Annotated in this window: 12 protein-coding genes; 3 read left to right on the forward strand and 9 right to left on the reverse strand. The window is 63.0% G+C overall.

Annotated elements, in window-relative coordinates:
* Positions 1-97 precede the first annotated feature (97 nt).
* The 5 genes from pyk to gcl form a co-directional block, all read right to left on the reverse strand.
* A complete protein-coding gene (pyk, locus tag AC05QJ_RS10860) occupies positions 98-1,513 on the reverse strand; it encodes a pyruvate kinase (RefSeq protein ID WP_476746858.1) in 1,416 nt (471 codons plus the stop codon).
* Entirely contained in the window at positions 1,503-2,783 is a 1,281-nt protein-coding gene (locus AC05QJ_RS10865) for a glycerate kinase type-2 family protein (RefSeq protein WP_476746859.1), read from the reverse strand. The genes pyk and AC05QJ_RS10865 overlap by 11 nt, the downstream gene beginning before the upstream one ends.
* A gap of 166 nt (positions 2,784-2,949) precedes the next feature.
* On the reverse strand, positions 2,950-3,843 hold the full coding sequence (locus tag AC05QJ_RS10870; RefSeq protein ID WP_476746860.1) for a 2-hydroxy-3-oxopropionate reductase: 894 nt from the start codon (positions 3,841-3,843) through the stop codon (positions 2,950-2,952).
* A gap of 143 nt (positions 3,844-3,986) precedes the next feature.
* A complete protein-coding gene (hyi, locus tag AC05QJ_RS10875) occupies positions 3,987-4,769 on the reverse strand; it encodes a hydroxypyruvate isomerase (RefSeq protein ID WP_476746861.1) in 783 nt (260 codons plus the stop codon).
* A gap of 57 nt (positions 4,770-4,826) precedes the next feature.
* Positions 4,827-6,602 (reverse strand): glyoxylate carboligase, encoded by a 1,776-nt coding sequence (gcl, locus tag AC05QJ_RS10880; RefSeq protein ID WP_476746862.1) that lies wholly within the window; start codon positions 6,600-6,602, stop codon positions 4,827-4,829.
* 256 nt (positions 6,603-6,858) lie between these two features.
* Between gcl and AC05QJ_RS10885 the strand changes: the two genes are divergently transcribed.
* Entirely contained in the window at positions 6,859-7,299 is a 441-nt protein-coding gene (locus AC05QJ_RS10885) for a GlcG/HbpS family heme-binding protein (protein WP_476746863.1), read from the forward strand.
* A gap of 120 nt (positions 7,300-7,419) precedes the next feature.
* On the opposite strand, the gene AC05QJ_RS10890 is transcribed toward AC05QJ_RS10885, so the two are convergent.
* Positions 7,420-8,028, reverse strand: coding sequence for a TetR/AcrR family transcriptional regulator (locus AC05QJ_RS10890; protein WP_476746864.1), 609 nt, complete (start codon positions 8,026-8,028; stop codon positions 7,420-7,422).
* Between the two features lie 177 nt (positions 8,029-8,205).
* Here AC05QJ_RS10890 and AC05QJ_RS10895 point away from each other — a divergent pair, with 177 nt between their 5' ends.
* Entirely contained in the window at positions 8,206-9,114 is a 909-nt protein-coding gene (locus AC05QJ_RS10895; protein ID WP_476746865.1) for a DUF808 domain-containing protein, read from the forward strand.
* A gap of 36 nt (positions 9,115-9,150) precedes the next feature.
* On the opposite strand, the gene AC05QJ_RS10900 is transcribed toward AC05QJ_RS10895, so the two are convergent.
* Entirely contained in the window at positions 9,151-11,109 is a 1,959-nt protein-coding gene (locus AC05QJ_RS10900) for an LTA synthase family protein (RefSeq protein ID WP_476746866.1), read from the reverse strand.
* A gap of 657 nt (positions 11,110-11,766) precedes the next feature.
* Here AC05QJ_RS10900 and AC05QJ_RS10905 point away from each other — a divergent pair.
* Positions 11,767-14,622, forward strand: coding sequence for an RHS repeat-associated core domain-containing protein (locus tag AC05QJ_RS10905; protein WP_476746867.1), 2,856 nt, complete (start codon positions 11,767-11,769; stop codon positions 14,620-14,622).
* A gap of 45 nt (positions 14,623-14,667) precedes the next feature.
* Here AC05QJ_RS10905 and AC05QJ_RS10910 read toward each other — a convergent pair whose 3' ends face one another.
* Entirely contained in the window at positions 14,668-15,453 is a 786-nt protein-coding gene (locus AC05QJ_RS10910; RefSeq protein ID WP_476746868.1) for an outer membrane protein OmpK, read from the reverse strand.
* Between the two features lie 349 nt (positions 15,454-15,802).
* Positions 15,803-16,591, reverse strand: a complete 789-nt coding sequence (locus AC05QJ_RS10915; protein ID WP_476746869.1) for an outer membrane protein OmpK — start codon at positions 16,589-16,591, stop codon at positions 15,803-15,805.
* Positions 16,592-16,674 lie beyond the last annotated feature (83 nt).

The following is a 16,674-nucleotide window of genomic DNA, read 5'->3' on the forward strand; positions in this document are numbered from 1 at the left end:
GGGTGTTTCTTTTTTATGGCCCTGGATCGCGGAGCAAGCTTCTGGTCACGGATTCACGCGGATGAATCGATGACCGCGGGCTTGCCCCGCGAAAACGTCAAAGCAGGGTTTCGATACGCAGCGAGTTAGTCGATCCCGGCTGGCCGAAAGGCACACCGGCGGTGATCAGCAGGGTGTCGCCACGGTTGGCCATGCCCTGGGCCTGGGCGATTTCCAGTGCAGTGGAGCACACCTCGTCGACCTGGCGCAGACGGTCGTTGACCACCGAATGCACGCCCCAGACCACGCTCAGGCGACGGGCCGTCACCAGGTTCGGGGTCAGGTTGAGGATCGGTGCCCGTGGCCGCTCGCGGGAGGTGCGCAGGGTCGAGTTGCCCGATTCGCTGTAGTTCACCAGCACGGCCACCGGCAGGATGCCGCTGATACGACGGATGGCGCAGCTGATGGCGTCCGACACCGTGGCCTCGGCCTGCGGCCGGCCCACGTCGAGCTGGGCCTGGTAGTCCGGGCCGCCTTCGACCTGGCGGATGATCTTGCTCATCATCTGCACCGCTTCGAGCGGGTAGTCACCGGAGGCGGTTTCCGCCGACAGCATCACCGCGTCGGCGCCTTCGCCCACGGCGTTGGCCACGTCGGTCACTTCGGCACGGGTCGGTGCCGGGGAGAATCGCATGGACTCCAGCATTTGTGTGGCGACGACAACCGGCCGGCCCAGCTGGCGGCAGGTGGCGATGATGTTTTTCTGGATCTGCGGCACGCTTTCGGCCGGCACTTCCACGCCCAGGTCGCCACGGGCCACCATGATCGCGTCGCTCAGTTCGGCGATCTCGCGCAGTTGGGTGACGGCCGAAGGCTTCTCGATCTTGGCCATCAGGAAGGCGCGGTCACCGATCAGCTGGCGCGCTTCGATGATGTCCTCGGGACGCTGGACGAACGACAGCGCCACCCAGTCCACACCCAGCTCCAGGCCGAACGCCAGGTCGCGGCGGTCCTTGGCGGTCAGCGGGCTGAGGTCCAGCACCGCCTGCGGGACGTTGACGCCCTTGCGGTCGGACAGCTCGCCGCCGTTGAGCACCGTGGTGTCGATGGCGTCGGCGTGCTTGGCAGTCACTCGCAGGCGCAGGCGGCCGTCGTCCACCAGCAGGTCCATGCCCGGCTCCAGTGCGGCGATGATTTCCGGGTGCGGCAGGTTGACCCGCTCGGCGTTGCCGGGCGTCGTGTCCAGGTCCAGGCGCAGCGCCTGGCCGCGTTGCAGTTGCACCTTGCCTTCGGCCAGGCGGCCGACCCGCAGCTTCGGCCCCTGCAGGTCCATGAGGATGCCCAGCGGGTAGTTCAGTTGTTGCTCGACTTCACGGATCCACTGGTAGCGCATGGCGTGGTCGGCATGCTCGCCGTGGCTGAAGTTGAGGCGGAAGATGTTGACCCCGGCTTCGACCAGTTGGCGGATGTCGTCGATGCCTTGGGTGGCGGGACCGAGGGTGGCGAGGATCTTGGCTTTTTTATCAGGCGTCATGTTGAGCGGTCTCAAGAATGAGGATGGCGCGGAAGTCGTTGACGTTGGTGCGGGTCGGCTCGGTGACGATCAGCGAGTCCAGCGCGGCGAAGTAGCCGTAGCCGTTGTTGTTGTCCAGTTCGTCCGAAGCCGACAGTCCCAGCGCCTGGGCGCGGGCGTAGCTGTCCGGGGTCATGATGGCGCCGGCGTTGTCTTCGGAACCGTCGATGCCGTCGGTGTCACCGGCCAGGGCGTAGACGCCGGGCAGGCCCTTGAGGCTTTCGGTGAGGCTCAGTAGGAACTCGGCGTTGCGTCCGCCACGGCCGTTGCCGCGTACGGTCACGGTGGTCTCGCCACCGGACAGGATCACGCAGGGCGCCGGCAGCGGCTGGCCATGCAGCACCACCTGGCGGGCGATGCCGGCATGTACCTTGGCCACTTCCCGCGATTCGCCTTCCAGGTCGCCGAGGATCAGCGGGCTGAAACCGGCCTGGCGGGCTTTCACCGCTGCCGCTTCGAGGGACTGCTGCGGTCGGGCGATCAACTGGAAGTGGCTGCGGGCCAGGGCCGGGTCGTCGGCCTTGACGGTTTCCGAGGCAGGGTTGTTCAGCCAGTCGATCACCGCTTGTGGCGCGTCGATGTTGTAGCGCTTGAGGATCGCCAGCGCTTCGGCCGAGGTGCTCGGGTCGGCCACGGTGGGGCCGGAGGCGATGACCGTGGCGAGGTCGCCCGGCACATCGGAGATCGCATAGGTGTAGACGGTGGCCGGCCAGCAGGCCTTGGCCAGGCGGCCGCCCTTGATCGCCGAGAGGTGCTTGCGCACACAGTTCATCTCGCCGATGGTGGCGCCGGATTTCAGCAGTGCCTTGTTGATCTGTTGCTTGTCCGCCAGGGTCAGGCCCTCAGCAGGCAGGGCCAGCAGCGCAGAGCCACCGCCGGACAGCAGGAAGATCACCCGGTCCTCTTCGGTGAGGTCGCTGACCATTTCCAGCACGCGCTTGGCCACCGCCAGGCCGGCGGCGTCGGGGACGGGGTGGGCGGCTTCGACCACTTCGATCTTCGAGCAGCTGGCGCCGTGACCGTAGCGGGTCACCACCAGGCCGCGGACTTCGCCTTGCCAGGCGCGCTCGACCACTTCGGCCATGGCCGCAGCGGCCTTGCCGGCGCCGATGACGATGACGCGACCGCTGCGGTCGCTGGGCAGGTGGGCTTCAAGGACCTGACGCGGGTGTGCGGCGTCGATGGCCGTGGCGAACAGGTCGCGGAGGAATTGTTGCGGATCGACCGACATCTCAGGCTCCCAAATCTTATTGTTCTTCAGAATCGAAAACGCCCCTGGGACTGCCTCCGTGCAGGCCGACCCAGGGGCGCTCTTCACAGCCGCAAGCTTTAAGCTACAAGCCGCAAGAAAAAGCGGGACTGCTTTGTCTTGCAGCTTAAAGCTTGCAGCTTGAAGCTCAGTTTTCGTCGCGGATCGAGAAGTTGGCCATGTGTTCCAGGCCTTTGATCAGCGCCGAATGGTCCCAGTTGGAACCGCCAATCGCGGCGCAGGTGCTGAACACTTGCTGGGCGTTGGAGGTGTTGGGCAGGTTGATGTTCAGTTCCTTGGCGCCTTGCAGGGCCAGGTTCAGGTCCTTCTGGTGCAGGCTGATGCGGAAGCCTGGATCGAAGGTGCCCTTGATCATGCGCTCGCCGTGCACTTCGAGGATCTTCGACGAGGCGAAGCCGCCCATCAGCGCTTCGCGCACCTTGGCCGGATCGGCGCCGTTCTTGGCGGCGAACAGCAGGGCTTCGGCGACAGCCTGGATGTTCAGGGCGACGATGATCTGGTTGGCGACCTTGGCGGTCTGGCCGTCACCGTTGCCGCCGACGCGGGTGATGTTCTTGCCCATGGCCTGGAACAGCGGCAGGGTGCGCTCGAAGGCGTTCGGGCAACCACCGACCATGATGCTCAGGGTCGCGGCCTTGGCACCGACTTCGCCGCCGGAGACCGGGGCGTCGAGGTAGGCAGCGCCGGTGGCCTTGATCTTCTCGGCGAAGGCTTTGGTGGCGGTTGGGGAAATCGAGCTCATGTCGATCACCACCTTGTTCGGGCCGACGCCTTCGGCGACGCCGTTTTCACCGAACAGCACGCTTTCGACCTGCGGGGTGTCAGGCACCATGACGATGATGAATTCGGCTTCCTGGGCCACTTCCTTCGGATTGGCCAGGGCCACGGCACCCGCGGCGATCAGGTCGGCCGGAGCGGCATCGTGGTGGGTGGAGACGAACAGGCTGTGACCTGCTTTCTGCAGGTTCTGGGCCATTGGTTTGCCCATGATGCCGGTGCCGATGAAACCGATTTTAGCCATGAGAATTTGCCTCTTTTTTTGTCAGGAGCAACGCAGTACCCGTGGGAGCTGGCTTGCCAGCGATAGGGCCGCCAGCAGCAATGAGGTTGCCCGGTCGGGCCTCATCGCTGGCAAGCCAGCTCCCACAGGGAGGGCGGTGCTTTTTAGATAGCGTTATGGGTTTTCAGCCAGCCCAGACCTTCCTCGGTGGTGGTCTTGGGCTTGTACTCCGCGCCGACCCAGCCCTGGTAGCCGATACGGTCCAGGTGCTCGAACAGGAAGCGGTAGTTGATCTCGCCAGTGCCCGGCTCGTGACGGCCCGGGTTGTCGGCCAGCTGGATGTGGTTGATCTTGGCCAGGTGGGTTTCCACGGTACGGGCCAGGTCACCTTCCATGATCTGCATGTGGTAGATGTCGTACTGCAGGAACAGGTTGTCGCTGCCCACTTCGGCCTGGATTTCCAGGGCCTGTTGGGTGGTGTTCAGGTAGAAGCCGGGGATGTCGCGGGTGTTGATCATTTCCATGACCAGCTTGATGCCCTCGGCCTTCAGCTTCTCGGCAGCGAAACGCAGGTTCTCGACGAAGGTCTTGCGCACGGTGGCGCAGTCCGGGCCTTGCGGGCGGATGCCGGCCAGGGCGTTGACCTGGGTGTTGCCCAGGACCTTGGCGTAGGCGATGGCCTTGTCGACACCGGCGCGGAATTCTTCGACCCGGGCCGGGTCGCAGGTGATGCCACGATCACCCTTGGCCCAGTCGCCGGCCGGCAGGTTGAACAGCACCTGGGTCAGGCCGTGGGCGTCGAGCTGCTGCTTGATCTGGGCAGCCTCGAAGTCGTACGGGAACAGGTATTCGACCCCGCTGAAGCCTGCGTCGGCGGCGGCCTTGAAACGGGCCAGGAAGTCCTGTTCGGTGAACAGCATGGACAGGTTGGCGGCAAAGCGTGGCATGGTGGTCTCCTTGCTGGGTTGGGCCCCGCACCGCGAAGGGCGGGGCCGCACAGACGATCAGTCGAGCAGCGAAATCGCGGTTGGCGCGTCGTTGCCGACCAGTGCCAGGTCTTCGAATTCGTTGACCGCGTTGATTTCGGTGCCCATGGAAATGTTGGTGACGCGCTCGAGAATCACCTCGACCACCACCGGCACGCGATGTTCTTCGGCCAGTTTCTGCGCCTTGAGCAGGGCAGGGGCGATCTCTTCCGGCTTGAACACGCGCAGGGCCTTGCAACCCAGGCCCTCGACCACGGCAACGTGATCGACGCCGTAGCCGTTCAGCTCGGTGTTGTTGATGTTCTCGAACGCCAGTTGAACACAGTAATCCATCTCGAAGCCACGCTGCGCCTGGCGGATCAGGCCGAGGTAGGCGTTGTTCACCAGTACGTGGACGTACGGCAGGTTGAACTGCGCGCCCACCGCCAGCTCTTCGATCATGAACTGGAAGTCATAGTCGCCCGACAGGGCCACGACCTTGCGGCTCGGGTCGGCCTTGACCACGCCCAGTGCTGCCGGAATGGTCCAGCCCAGCGGGCCGGCCTGGCCGCAGTTGATCCAGTGGCGTGGCTTGTATACGTGCAGGAACTGCGCGCCGGCGATCTGCGACAGACCGATGGTGCTCACGTAGGTGGTGTCCTTGCCGAACACCTCGTTCATTTCCTGGTAAACGCGCTGCGGCTTGACCGGCACGTTGTCGAAGTTGGTCTTGCGCTGCAGGCTCGATTTGCGCGCCTGGCAGTCTTTGAGCCACTCGCCGCGGCATTTCAGCTTGCCGGCGGCTTTCCACTCGCGGGCCACTTCCAGGAACACATCCAGGGCGGCGCCGGCGTCGGAAACGATGCCCAGGTCAGGGGTGAATACGCGGCCGATCTGGGTCGGCTCGATGTCGACGTGAACGAACTTGCGGCCTTCGGTGTAGACATCGACCGAACCGGTGTGACGGTTGGCCCAGCGGTTGCCGATACCGAACACCAGGTCGGATTTCAGCAGGGTGGCGTTGCCGTAGCGGTGCGAGGTCTGCAGGCCGACCATGCCGACCATCTGTTCGTGGTCGTCAGGGATGGTGCCCCAGCCCATCAGGGTCGGGATGACCGGTACGCCGGTCAGTTCGGCGAACTCGACCAGTTTGTCGCTGGCATCGGCGTTGATGATGCCGCCACCGGCCACCAGCAGCGGACGCTCGGCGTCATTGAGCAGGGCCAGGGCTTTTTCAGCCTGCACGCGGGTGGCAGCGGGCTTGGTCACCGGCAGTGGTTCGTAGGCGTCGATGTCGAATTCGATCTCGGCCATCTGCACGTCGAACGGCAGGTCGATCAGCACGGGGCCCGGACGGCCGGTGCGCATTTCATAGAAGGCTTTCTGGAAGGCGTAAGGCACCTGGCCCGGTTCCAGAACGGTGGTCGCCCACTTGGTCACCGGCTTGACGATGCTGGTGATGTCGACGGCCTGGAAGTCTTCCTTGTGCAGGCGGGCGCGAGGGGCCTGGCCAGTGATGCAGAGGATCGGGATGGAGTCGGCGGAGGCACTGTACAGGCCGGTGACCATGTCGGTGCCGGCAGGGCCGGAGGTGCCGATGCACACGCCGATATTGCCGGCCTTGGTGCGGGTGTAGCCCTCGGCCATGTGCGAGGCGCCTTCAACGTGGCGAGCGAGGACGTGATCGATACCGCCGACTTTCTTCAGGGCCGAGTACAGCGGGTTGATCGCTGCACCCGGAATGCCAAACGCGGTTTCCACACCTTCGCGGCGCATCACCAGAACGGCTGCATCGATTGCTCTCATTTTGCTCATGGCTTTGTGCCTCTTTGATGTTGTAATTGTATACAAACTGCTTTTTGCCAGAGTGTATTCACGGGATGCGACTCTGGTCAATCCATTTTCATCGGCGATCGGTGCTTTCGTAGAAATGCCGTAGAAACGGGCTTGGCGCGGCATAAGGTCGCGCCGGTCAAATTATTGTATACAAAAATATTCGCCATTGTGTTCTATTTGGTCTATCAGTTTTTCACCTGCCCACCTGGGCTTCTAACAAAAAGAGGACCGTTTCATGAACGCATTGAGCTTGAAAGTCGCCGTCAGCCTGGTGAATGGCGCCCTGGCGGCGGGGCGCAAGATCTCCGCTGCCCCCCTGACCGTGGTGGTGCTGGACGCCGGTGGCCATCTGCTGACCCTGCAGCGTGAGGACGGCGCCAGCCTGCTACGTCCTCAGGTGGCGATGGGCAAGGCGTGGGGCGCGATCGCCCTGGGCAAGGGCTCGCGCTTGCTGGCGCTGGATGCGCAGCAGCGGCCGGCGTTCTTCGCGGCGTTGAACGGCCTGGGTCAGAGCCCGGTGGTGCCGGCGCCAGGCGGCGTGCTGATTCGTGATGAGGCGGGCGTGGTGCTGGGGGCGATCGGCATCAGTGGCGATACGTCGGATATCGACGAGCAGTGTGCGATCAGTGCGATCGAAGAGGCGGGGTTGCGGGCGGATGCGGGGGTTGCGGCCTGATCTGACAGCGGTGTCGTGATTGCTGGCCTCATCGCCGGCAAAGCTAGCCACAAGGTATGGCGGTGTACGCAGTCCTTGTGGGAGCCGGCGTTGCCGGCGATGAGGCCATTGAGCCGGACATCAATTGTCCGGCGCACATCCTTTCAGAACCAGGCGGATGATGGTCTGCGTCGCCGCCTCGTAGTCGCTGTCATCCAGCCTGGCCTTGCCGGTGACCACCGAGATCTGCCAGTCGAAGTCGGCGTAGGTCTGGGTCGCGGCCCAGATGCTGAACATCAGGTGGTGCGGGTCGACCGGGGCGATCTGCCGGTTGTCGATCCAGCGCTGGATGCAGGCGATGTTGTGGCGCGCCTGGACGTTCAGTTGCTCCACCTGGCGCGGACTCAGGTGCGGCGCACCGTGCATGATCTCGCTGGCGAATACCTTCGACGCAAACGGTAGATCGCGGGAGATACGCACTTTCGAGCGGATATAGGCGCTCAGCACCTCTTCAGGATCACCCTCGGCATTGAACGGGGTCGAGGCCTGCATGATTGGCTCGATGATGCTCTCGAGCACCTCGCGGTAGAGGTTTTCCTTGGACTTGAAATAGTAATAGACGTTGGGCTTGGGCAGGCCGGCCTTGGCCGCGATGTCGCTGGTCTTGGTGGCGGCAAAACCCTTGTCGGCGAATTCTTCACTGGCCGCGCGCAGGATCAGTTCTTTGTTGCGCTCGCGAATGCTGCTCATGGTTGGCGCTGTTCCTTGGTCTCGGCCCGTCCGGCGGCAGGCCCGGGCAGGCGGTGGCGCATGGTAGCACCGGCCTCGCGCGGCGCTCAAGGCAGCGTCCGGCAAGGGATCGGGATGTGCGCGGCAGAGGCAACCGTCTATCCTTCTGTAACCATCCTTTACACGAGATACACGCAAATGGCAGGAAGCAGCCTTCTTTTACTGATCGACGATATCGCCGCAGTACTCGATGACGTTTCCGTGATGACCAAGGTGGCGGCGAAGAAAACCGCCGGTGTACTGGGTGACGACCTGGCGCTCAATGCGCAGCAGGTCACGGGGGTTCGTGCGGAGCGGGAACTGCCGGTGGTCTGGGCGGTGGCCAAGGGCTCGTTCGTCAACAAGCTGATCCTGGTGCCGGCGGCACTGCTGATCAGCGCTTTCATTCCCTGGGCGGTCACGCCGCTGCTGATGATTGGCGGTGCCTACCTGTGCTTCGAGGGCTTCGAGAAGCTGGCCCACAAGTTTCTCCACGGGGCCGAGGACAAGAATGCCGCACATGCGGCGCTGAGCGAGGCGGCGGCCAACCCGGCGGTAGACCTGGTGGCCTTCGAGAAGGACAAGATCAAAGGCGCGGTCCGCACCGATTTCATCCTCTCCGCAGAGATCATCGCCATCACCCTCGGCACCGTTGCCGATGCGCCGCTGACCCAGCAGATCATCGTGCTGTCGGGCATTGCGCTGGTGATGACCATCGGTGTCTACGGCCTGGTGGCGGGCATCGTCAAACTCGACGATCTGGGCCTGTGGCTGACCGAGACCCGCAAGGGCCTGGGCCGGAAAATCGGCCAGGGCATCCTGCATTCGGCGCCATGGTTGATGAAGACGCTGTCAGTGGTGGGCACGGCAGCGATGTTCCTGGTTGGCGGCGGCATTCTGGTGCATGGGGTCGAGCCGCTCAATCAGGCGATCCTGGCGTTCAGCGAAGGGCGCGGCGGGGCGCTGACCTCGACCTTGCTCAGTGGCGTGGTCGGCGTCGTTGCCGGTGCCGTGGTGCTGGCGCTGGTCGGCGGTGTGGGCAAGGTGTGGCGCGCGGTACGGGCTTGAAGCGGCGACCACTCGACGTGGTCGCCGTGGTTTGGCTCAAGGTGCCGCGACGGTCTGCTCACGGGCCGGCGCATGGTTCTCCGGTACCCAGTCGAGCAAGCGCTGCTTGAAGCCGTAGCTGGCGCTTTCGTAGTAGGCGATGGCGCGCTTGACCAGCGGGTTGTCGCTGTCGCCCGGCAGTTCCCGGCTCTCTCCCAGCGCCTGCTGGTGCACCCGCAGGCTGCCCCGCGGGCTGAGAATTGCCAGGTCCTGGCCATCGAACAGCCCCAGATGCTGGTAGTTGCCGATCAAAACCCGGGGCGGCAGTGTATCGTCCAGCAGCAGGTTGCGACCGAAGAAGGTCGAGGTGTAGCTCAGGTTGAGCAGGCCGAGCAGGGTCGGGGCCAGGTCGATCTGGCTGGCCAGCTTGCTCTCTTCGCGGGGTTCGATCAGCTTGGGCGCGTAGATGAACAGCGGGATCTGGTAGTTCTGCACCGGCAGGTCTTCCTTGCCCGCGCTGCCGGCGGTGTGGTCGGCGACGAAGATGAACAGGGTGTTGTCGAACCAGGGCTTTTTCCGCGCTTCGGCAAGGAACTGGCCGATGGCATGGTCGGTGTATTTCACCGCGCCGTCACGGCCATTGCCTGACGGGATATCGATCCGGCCGTCGGGGTAGGTGTAGGGCCGGTGGTTGGAGGTGGTCATCAGCTGCAGGAAGAACGGCACCTGGTTGGCGTGGTCGGCGTCGGCCAGCTTCACGGCCTGGCGGTACAGGTCTTCGTCGGACATGCCCCAGGCGTTCTTGAAGCTGATGTCGCGTTCGTCGACGCTGCTCTGGTCGACGATGCGGTAGCCATTGCCGCTGAAGAAGGCGTTCATGTTGTCGAAATAGCCGCGACCGCCGTAGACGAACACGCTGTCGTAGCCGACGTCGGCCAGTTGCTGGCCGAGGCTGGCGAAGCCGCCTTCGCGACCGATGCGCTTGACGATCGAGCGGCCCGGGGTTGGCGGTATCGACAGGGTGATGGCCTCCAGCCCGCGATCGGTGCGGGTGCCGGTGGCGTAGAAATTGTTGAAGTACAGACTCTGCTGGCGCAGCGCATCGAGGTTCGGCGTCAGGTTGCGCGCATCGCCGTTGCTGCCCAGGTATTTGCCGCTGAGGCTTTCGATGGTCACCAGGATGATGTTCGGCGTGCGCGGCGTTCCGGGGTTGCTCACCGTGCGGCGGATATCCAGCGGCTCCTTGCCGATGAAGGTGACACCGGGCTCGCTCAGTTCGGCATGGATCTGTTCGGCGGTCACCGCTTCAGGCAGGGTGCCGTAGAACTGCTGGTAGTCCAGCTCGTTGTTCCTGAACGCGGCGAAGAACTGGTAAGGCCCGTTGCTGGCCAATTCACGCTGGTAGGTGTTGCCGCCCTCGCTACGCAGGCTGTTCTGGTCGGCGAACTGGACGCACAGCAGGGCCAGTACGGCGACTGCAGCCGTTTGCGCGGCACGCTGGCGGAAGGTCGGCCAGGGTGCCTGCAGGGCACTCAGGAAGGCTTTGCGCAGCAGCACGCAGAGCACCAGCGTCACGACGCCGAGCATGCTCAGCAGCAGGCCGATGGGATAGGACTCGAGGATGTTGTTCAGCACCTCGTCGGAGTAGACCAGGTAATCCACGGCGATGAAGTTGAAGCGCACACCGAATTCGTCCCAGAACAACCACTCGGCCACGGCGGTGAAGAGCATGGCGTAGATGCTTAGCGCCAGCACCCCTTGCAGAAACCAGCGGTTGAAGCGCGATTGCCACAGGCGTTGCGGGCACAGCAGCAGGAACAGGCTCAGTGGCAGCGCGGCGTAGATCAGAAAGACCAGGTCATTGAGCAGGCCGACGGCGAACACCGGGAAGTAGGCATGGCCGGCTTCGTCCAGATGGGTGAACAGCAGGGTGGCGCGGGTGAGGACGAATATCCCCAGCCAGGTGGCGGTGAGCAGGAGCAGATAGCGCAGCGGCGCCGATCGGGGTGTGTGCATCGTTGATTCCCTTTTGAAGTGCCCATTACCCGAAACAGAAACTTTTTCATGACGGGTTCTGGCGAGGCGCGGGAAATTAACAAGTGAAAAGAGAAAGAAATGTAAATGTCATGTCTGGAAAAGATGAAAAGCCCGAATAGGGTTTTCAGCGTTACTGTTGGATGCCGTAAGTTTGGTGTTAAGTGATAATAATTTTCACTGTCGTTTCATGCAGTGAAGTTGAACGACGTTTTTCGGGACTTGTCTTTCACTCGTCGAGAAGGTGTTTCGAGGGAGGGGCGGCGCCTGGCAGGGGCCGCGCAGGCACCTGATTTTCAAGCGAATGCCACGCCGGTGTTGATGGTCCCGGAATGCATGATTCTTTCTGTGCAGCATTTCTTCGCTGGCGTGTTTATTAAATTTTGTAGTCCTGAGTCTGTTGCTCTGTGGGCAAACTTAAACATAGTGTTCGGAAGTTTTTCCTGCTGCTGTTTGCGGTCGTCTATTGGTTTGTAGGAGAAGTCTGTATCGCGAACTATTGCTTCAACTGATGAAGGCATTGGCAATGAGTGGTGCGCAATCTGTGATCGAGTATTGCCGGCACCTGACATTTTTGTCAGTTGCGCAGCAAGTTGCAGCGCTGCACGCTCGTCCTCGGCGTATTGTCAGGAGATGGCTATGGCTGGCCCCGCTTCACTGGATGCTCACACGCCAACCCTCGCCGTGGTGGATCCTCGGGGATTGACGCTGCGCTCGGTCGCCTATTGTCGAAGCGAGCCAGGTCAGACGGCGCAGCGGCGAGTCACCCGTCACGGGCTCGATGCCTTGGGGCGCGATACCTGTGCGTGGGATCCGCGGGCCTGGGCCGCTGGCGCAGCACCGGGTCGCAGCACTGGCTTTTCACTGTCGGGACAACCCCTTCTGAGCGAGAGCAATGATGCCGGCTGGCGCCTGCAACTGCTGTCGGTGGCGGGGCGCTGCTGTGGGCAGTGGGACAGCCGCGGCAACCGGCGCTGGACGACCCATGACCCGTTGCAGCGCCCTGTCAGTGTCTGCGAGCAAGCGGGTGACGAACCCGCGCAGACTGTCGAGCGCCTGGAATATGTCGGCATGGATGCCGCCTGTGCCGCCGATAACCTGTGCGGGCGGTTGCGGCGCCATGATGATCCCGGCGGTAGCGTCTTCACTCAGGGCTATGCCCTGAACGGGCAGCCGATTCGGCAAGCCCGGCGCTTCGCGAGTTCGATGCAGACGCCTGACTGGCCCGAGGCCGAGGACTTGCGCGAGGCGCTGCTGGAGCCGGGAGAGGGCTATGTCAGCGAGGTCCGGTTCGCGGCAACGGGCGAGGTGCTCCTGCGTGTGGATGCAAGGGGCAATCGCCAGTGCACGGCCCTCGATCTTGCCGGCTCGCCACGGGCACTCGCCCTGCAACGCCCCTCGGACGACGAACCGCAGTGGCTGCGTGATGCCGTTCGATATGACGCGATGAACCGGGTCATCAGCGAACGGGCAGGCAATGGTGTGCTGACCGAGCGCACGTTCTGTCCGCAGGACGGCAGGCTGACCCGGCTGCTTTGCCGGTTGCCGGGGCGCGGGCCCTTGCAGGACCTGAACTACCGCTACGACCCGTCGGGCAATGTGCTCGAGATCGAAGACCGCACCCTGGCGGTCTCCTGGTCCAGGAACCAGCGCATGGCCGGCTTGCGGCAGATGGTCTACGACTCGCTCTACCAACTGATCGAAGCCCGGGGCGTCGAAGTCGACCGGCCAGAACACGGCCCGGGCCTGCCGCCACTGCTGGATCTGCCCCCGGACCCTTCGCGACTCATCAATTACCAGCAGCGATTCAGCTACGACGCTTCGCGCAACCTGGTGCAGCGCCAGCACAGTGGCGCTGCCGGCCTGCGCATGGCGATCGCCGCGTCGAGCAATCGGGCATTGCCTTCGCGGCCGGACGGGAGCCTGCCGGACGAGCAGGAAATCAATGCGGCCTACGATGGGTGCGGCAATCTCATTGCGCTGCCGGGGGTGGCCGCATTGCAGTGGAACCCGCGCAACCAGTTGCAGCGCGTGGTGCTGATCCGGCGCGAGAGCGGTGCCGACGATGACGAGTGGCATGCCTACGATGCGGCAGGCAACCGCGTGCGCAAGCTGGCCAGCGCAGAGGGCGCCAGCCGCTCGCGTCGGAGCGAAGTGCGCTATCTGCCGGGACTGGAGTTGCACAGCAACAGTGCCACCGGTGAGCAGCGTCAGGTCATTGTCGCTGGCGAGGGCGCCAGGGTGTTGCATTGGGCGGCAGGGCGCCCCGAAGGCATCCCAGAGGGGCAGATCCGCTATCAGTTTGCCGATCACCTGGGATCGGTGGCGCTGGAGGTGGACGAGCAGGCTGGCGTGCTCACCCAGGAAACCTGTTATCCCTTTGGCGGCACTGCCCTGTGGGCGGGCAACAGCGAGTTGAGTGCGAGCTACAAAAGCCGGCGCTTCAGCGGCAAGGAGCGGGATGCCTGCGGGCTCTACTATTTTGGCCTGCGCTACTACGCGCCCTGGCTGGGGCGTTGGCTGAACCCCGACCCGCTCGGCGAGGTGGACGGGCTGAACCTCTACGGCATGGTGGCGAACAACCCGGTCAGCCTGCGCGACGGAAACGGCGGCCAGGGCATTCCGGCGGTGGCGCATTATTACTGGAGTGGTGCCGATCTGCCCGAGGACAACCTCTACAACATGCTGTTGTTCAAGACCATGAATCCGGATTGGCAGGTGAACATCTGGGGCCTGCGCGCGCGTCAGTGGTCCCGTGCGCTGATGACGATGGAGGACAGCATGGATCCCGCCGAGCGCTACCTGGTCAAGGATTCCGGCAGCGGAATTGCCCGGCGCGCCCCGGACGAGATGTTCGCTGCGCTTTCCCGGATTTATCCGTCTGCCCATCAGGTCCAGGGCATTTTCGAGCGGGAGCGCTCCGGCGCCTACGCGAACCCCGCGGCGGCGAGCGATGCATTCAGGCTCGGCGCCATGGTGGCCTACGGCGGGCTTTACATGGACGGGGATGTGGCGGTCACGGGGGCCGTGGAACTGGACCCTGGCGAGGGGGACTTCTTCATTCACACCAAGGCACCGGCGGTCAGCAACGGGGTCATTGCCTCGGTGCCGGGTTCGGCAACGGGAAAACGACTGCTCGATCAACTGGTGGAGGAATATTCTCCCAATGCTCAGATCAACCAGTTGATTCCGGAGGTGGCATGGACGACCAAGCGCAGCCGTTCGGGCAAGGAGGGGCTGACCTCACGCATGAGGCTGACCATGGGCATGAGTGGGCCTTCGATGATCAGTGGCGTGCTGGGCGCCGACCGGATAGCCCGTGACGCGGGTGTGATCCCCATTGACGCCTTCGTTTCATTCGTCAAATCCCCGCACGACGGTGGGGTGAGGGAGCGCAGTGTCGATCAGCTGTTCGCCAGGGGTGCGCTTCGCGGTATCGATGCACAGGGCTCGTGGGCAACAATGCGTCCGGGACGTCGTTCTTCGCTGGCGTGAAAAACCCGCTCCAGGCTATGGAGCGGGTGGGTTACAGGTCTTCTGTCAGAAGTGAACCTTGACCAGCAGGCTGGCGGTGTTCTGGTTGGTGTCGAAGAACTTGGTGTCTTCGATGCCGTACTTGTCTTTCCAGTAGTCGTATTCGATACCGACATACAACTGCTTCTCGCCCAGGCTCAGCGCCTTGCCCAGGTCGTACTTGATCTGCGGGTTGAAGTGCAGGTTGGCGTGGTAGGTGCCGTTGTTGCGGGTGGCGTCGTTGTCGACGACCCAGTCCATGAAGCCGTCGATGAGTATGTCGGACTTGCCCACGGGAATGGTGTAGGACCAGACCGGGGTGATCTGCCAGACATTGTCACCGGCGCGCTTGCCCTCGGTCTGACGCTGGTAGAAGTTCAACTGGAAGTAGTCGAAGCCCGGAATGTCCAGGTCGAAACCGGGACCGATCAGGTAGGACTCGGTGTCGCCTTCGCCGAACTCGTAGGTCATCGCCAGCAGCACGTCCTTGACCGGGCCGAACGACAGGTCCTGGCCGAAGATCTTGCCGAACGACAGGCGCGGGCTGAACTCACCGTAGTAGGTATTTGGGCCGTTGCTGCCGTCTTTCTTGCCGTTGTAGAAGATCTTGTCGATGAACAGGAAGTTGTCACCGTACTTCCAGGCATCGGCGTGCTCGAAGGTGAAGGTCTGCTGGATTTCCGGGTTGACGGCGAAATCCTTGCCATACAGGTAGGTCAGGCTGTTGTTCTGCCACTGCACGAGGTCGCCGGCCATGGCGCTGCTGGCGGCCAGCAGGCCGCTGGCGAGGATCAGGCTGTTGGTAAAGCGCATCGGGTTGCTCCCTTGATTTGATTCTGTTGTCGGCGCTCTCTGATGGCGCCGTCGGGTTTGTCTTGTTGTCTTCCGGGTCAATTTTTTTCGACTGGCCACAGCAAACGGGCAAGAGCCCAGCCAACCTTCCCGGATGGATGCAGCAATCCTGCTCGACGTCTTTCTGAACAGATGAAACGGTTGCAACGGTTTGCTTTTACGCCTGCCAACCGCCCGAATTCATTGACTAAGCGGTCAGTAAACGTGGGCGGAATCCTTCCGCCCCGATCGAGGGGGCGCGCAGAATACGGACTTGCGCGCCCGGCCTCAAGTGCTTCGGTCCTGGAAGCACCTGACGCAGATCAGGTTTTTAGAAGTGCACTTTGATCAACGCACTGGTCACGCTCTGGTTGGTATCGAGGCGACCGCTGTTCTCGATACCGTATTTGTCTTTCCAGTAGCTGTATTCGATACCCACGTAGAGCTGCTTGGCGCCCAGGTTCAGTGCCTTGCCCAGGTCGTACTTGACCTGCGGGTTGAACTGCAGGTTGGCGTGGTAGGTGCCGCGCTTTTTGGTTTCGTCGTTGTCCACCACCCAGTCCATGTAGCCGTCGATCAGGATGTCGGACTTGCCCACGGGAATGGTGTAGGAGAAGGTCGGGGTGATCTGCCAGACGTTGTCACCCGGACGGCTGCCCTCGGTGTGGCGGTTGTAGATGTTCAGGGTGAAATAGTTGAAGCCGGGGATGTTCAGGTCGAAGCCGGGGCCGATCAGGTAGGCCTCGTTGTCACCCTCGCCGGACTCGTAGCTCACCGCCAGCAGCACGTCCTTGATCGGGCCGAATTCGAGTTTCTTGTCGAAGATCTTGCCGAACGAGAAGCGCTCGGTGAATTCGCCGTAGTAGGTCCGGTAGCCTTTGCCGCGGTCGGCCTGGCCGTTGTAGAAGATCTTGTCGACGAACAGGAAGGTGTCGCCGTATTTCCACTTGTTCGCGTGTTCGAAGGTGATGGTCTGCTGGATCGCAGGGTTCACCTGGAAGTCCTTGCCGTACAAGTAGCTGATGCTGTTGGTGTGCCACAGCAGGAAGTCCCCCGCTACCGCTGGAAGAGTCGCCAGCAAGCTGCTGCCCAGGAGGAGGGAAGAGGTGATGCGTTTCATGTTGTGATTCCCGGCTAATTATTGTTTTTGGTTGCGGTTTTTCGGCGCGAAGCGCCCCGGCCGACCCGCTCCCCCGGGTCGAC

The organism is Pseudomonas sp. TUM25319 (genome assembly GCF_056388475.1).

Bases quoted from the DNA above. Each gene is read 5' to 3' on its own strand.
- pyk (WP_476746858.1), bottom strand. From the start codon at position 1,513: ATGACGCCTGATAAAAAAGCCAAGATCCTCGCCACCCTCGGTCCCGCC.
- AC05QJ_RS10865 (WP_476746859.1), bottom strand. From the start codon at position 2,783: ATGTCGGTCGATCCGCAACAATTCCTCCGCGACCTGTTCGCCACGGCC.
- AC05QJ_RS10870 (WP_476746860.1), bottom strand. From the start codon at position 3,843: ATGGCTAAAATCGGTTTCATCGGCACCGGCATCATGGGCAAACCAATG.
- hyi (WP_476746861.1), bottom strand. From the start codon at position 4,769: ATGCCACGCTTTGCCGCCAACCTGTCCATGCTGTTCACCGAACAGGAC.
- gcl (WP_476746862.1), bottom strand. From the start codon at position 6,602: ATGAGCAAAATGAGAGCAATCGATGCAGCCGTTCTGGTGATGCGCCGC.
- AC05QJ_RS10885 (WP_476746863.1), top strand. From the start codon at position 6,859: ATGAACGCATTGAGCTTGAAAGTCGCCGTCAGCCTGGTGAATGGCGCC.
- AC05QJ_RS10890 (WP_476746864.1), bottom strand. From the start codon at position 8,028: ATGAGCAGCATTCGCGAGCGCAACAAAGAACTGATCCTGCGCGCGGCC.
- AC05QJ_RS10895 (WP_476746865.1), top strand. From the start codon at position 8,206: ATGGCAGGAAGCAGCCTTCTTTTACTGATCGACGATATCGCCGCAGTA.
- AC05QJ_RS10900 (WP_476746866.1), bottom strand. From the start codon at position 11,109: ATGCACACACCCCGATCGGCGCCGCTGCGCTATCTGCTCCTGCTCACC.
- AC05QJ_RS10905 (WP_476746867.1), top strand. From the start codon at position 11,767: ATGGCTGGCCCCGCTTCACTGGATGCTCACACGCCAACCCTCGCCGTG.
- AC05QJ_RS10910 (WP_476746868.1), bottom strand. From the start codon at position 15,453: ATGCGCTTTACCAACAGCCTGATCCTCGCCAGCGGCCTGCTGGCCGCC.
- AC05QJ_RS10915 (WP_476746869.1), bottom strand. From the start codon at position 16,591: ATGAAACGCATCACCTCTTCCCTCCTCCTGGGCAGCAGCTTGCTGGCG.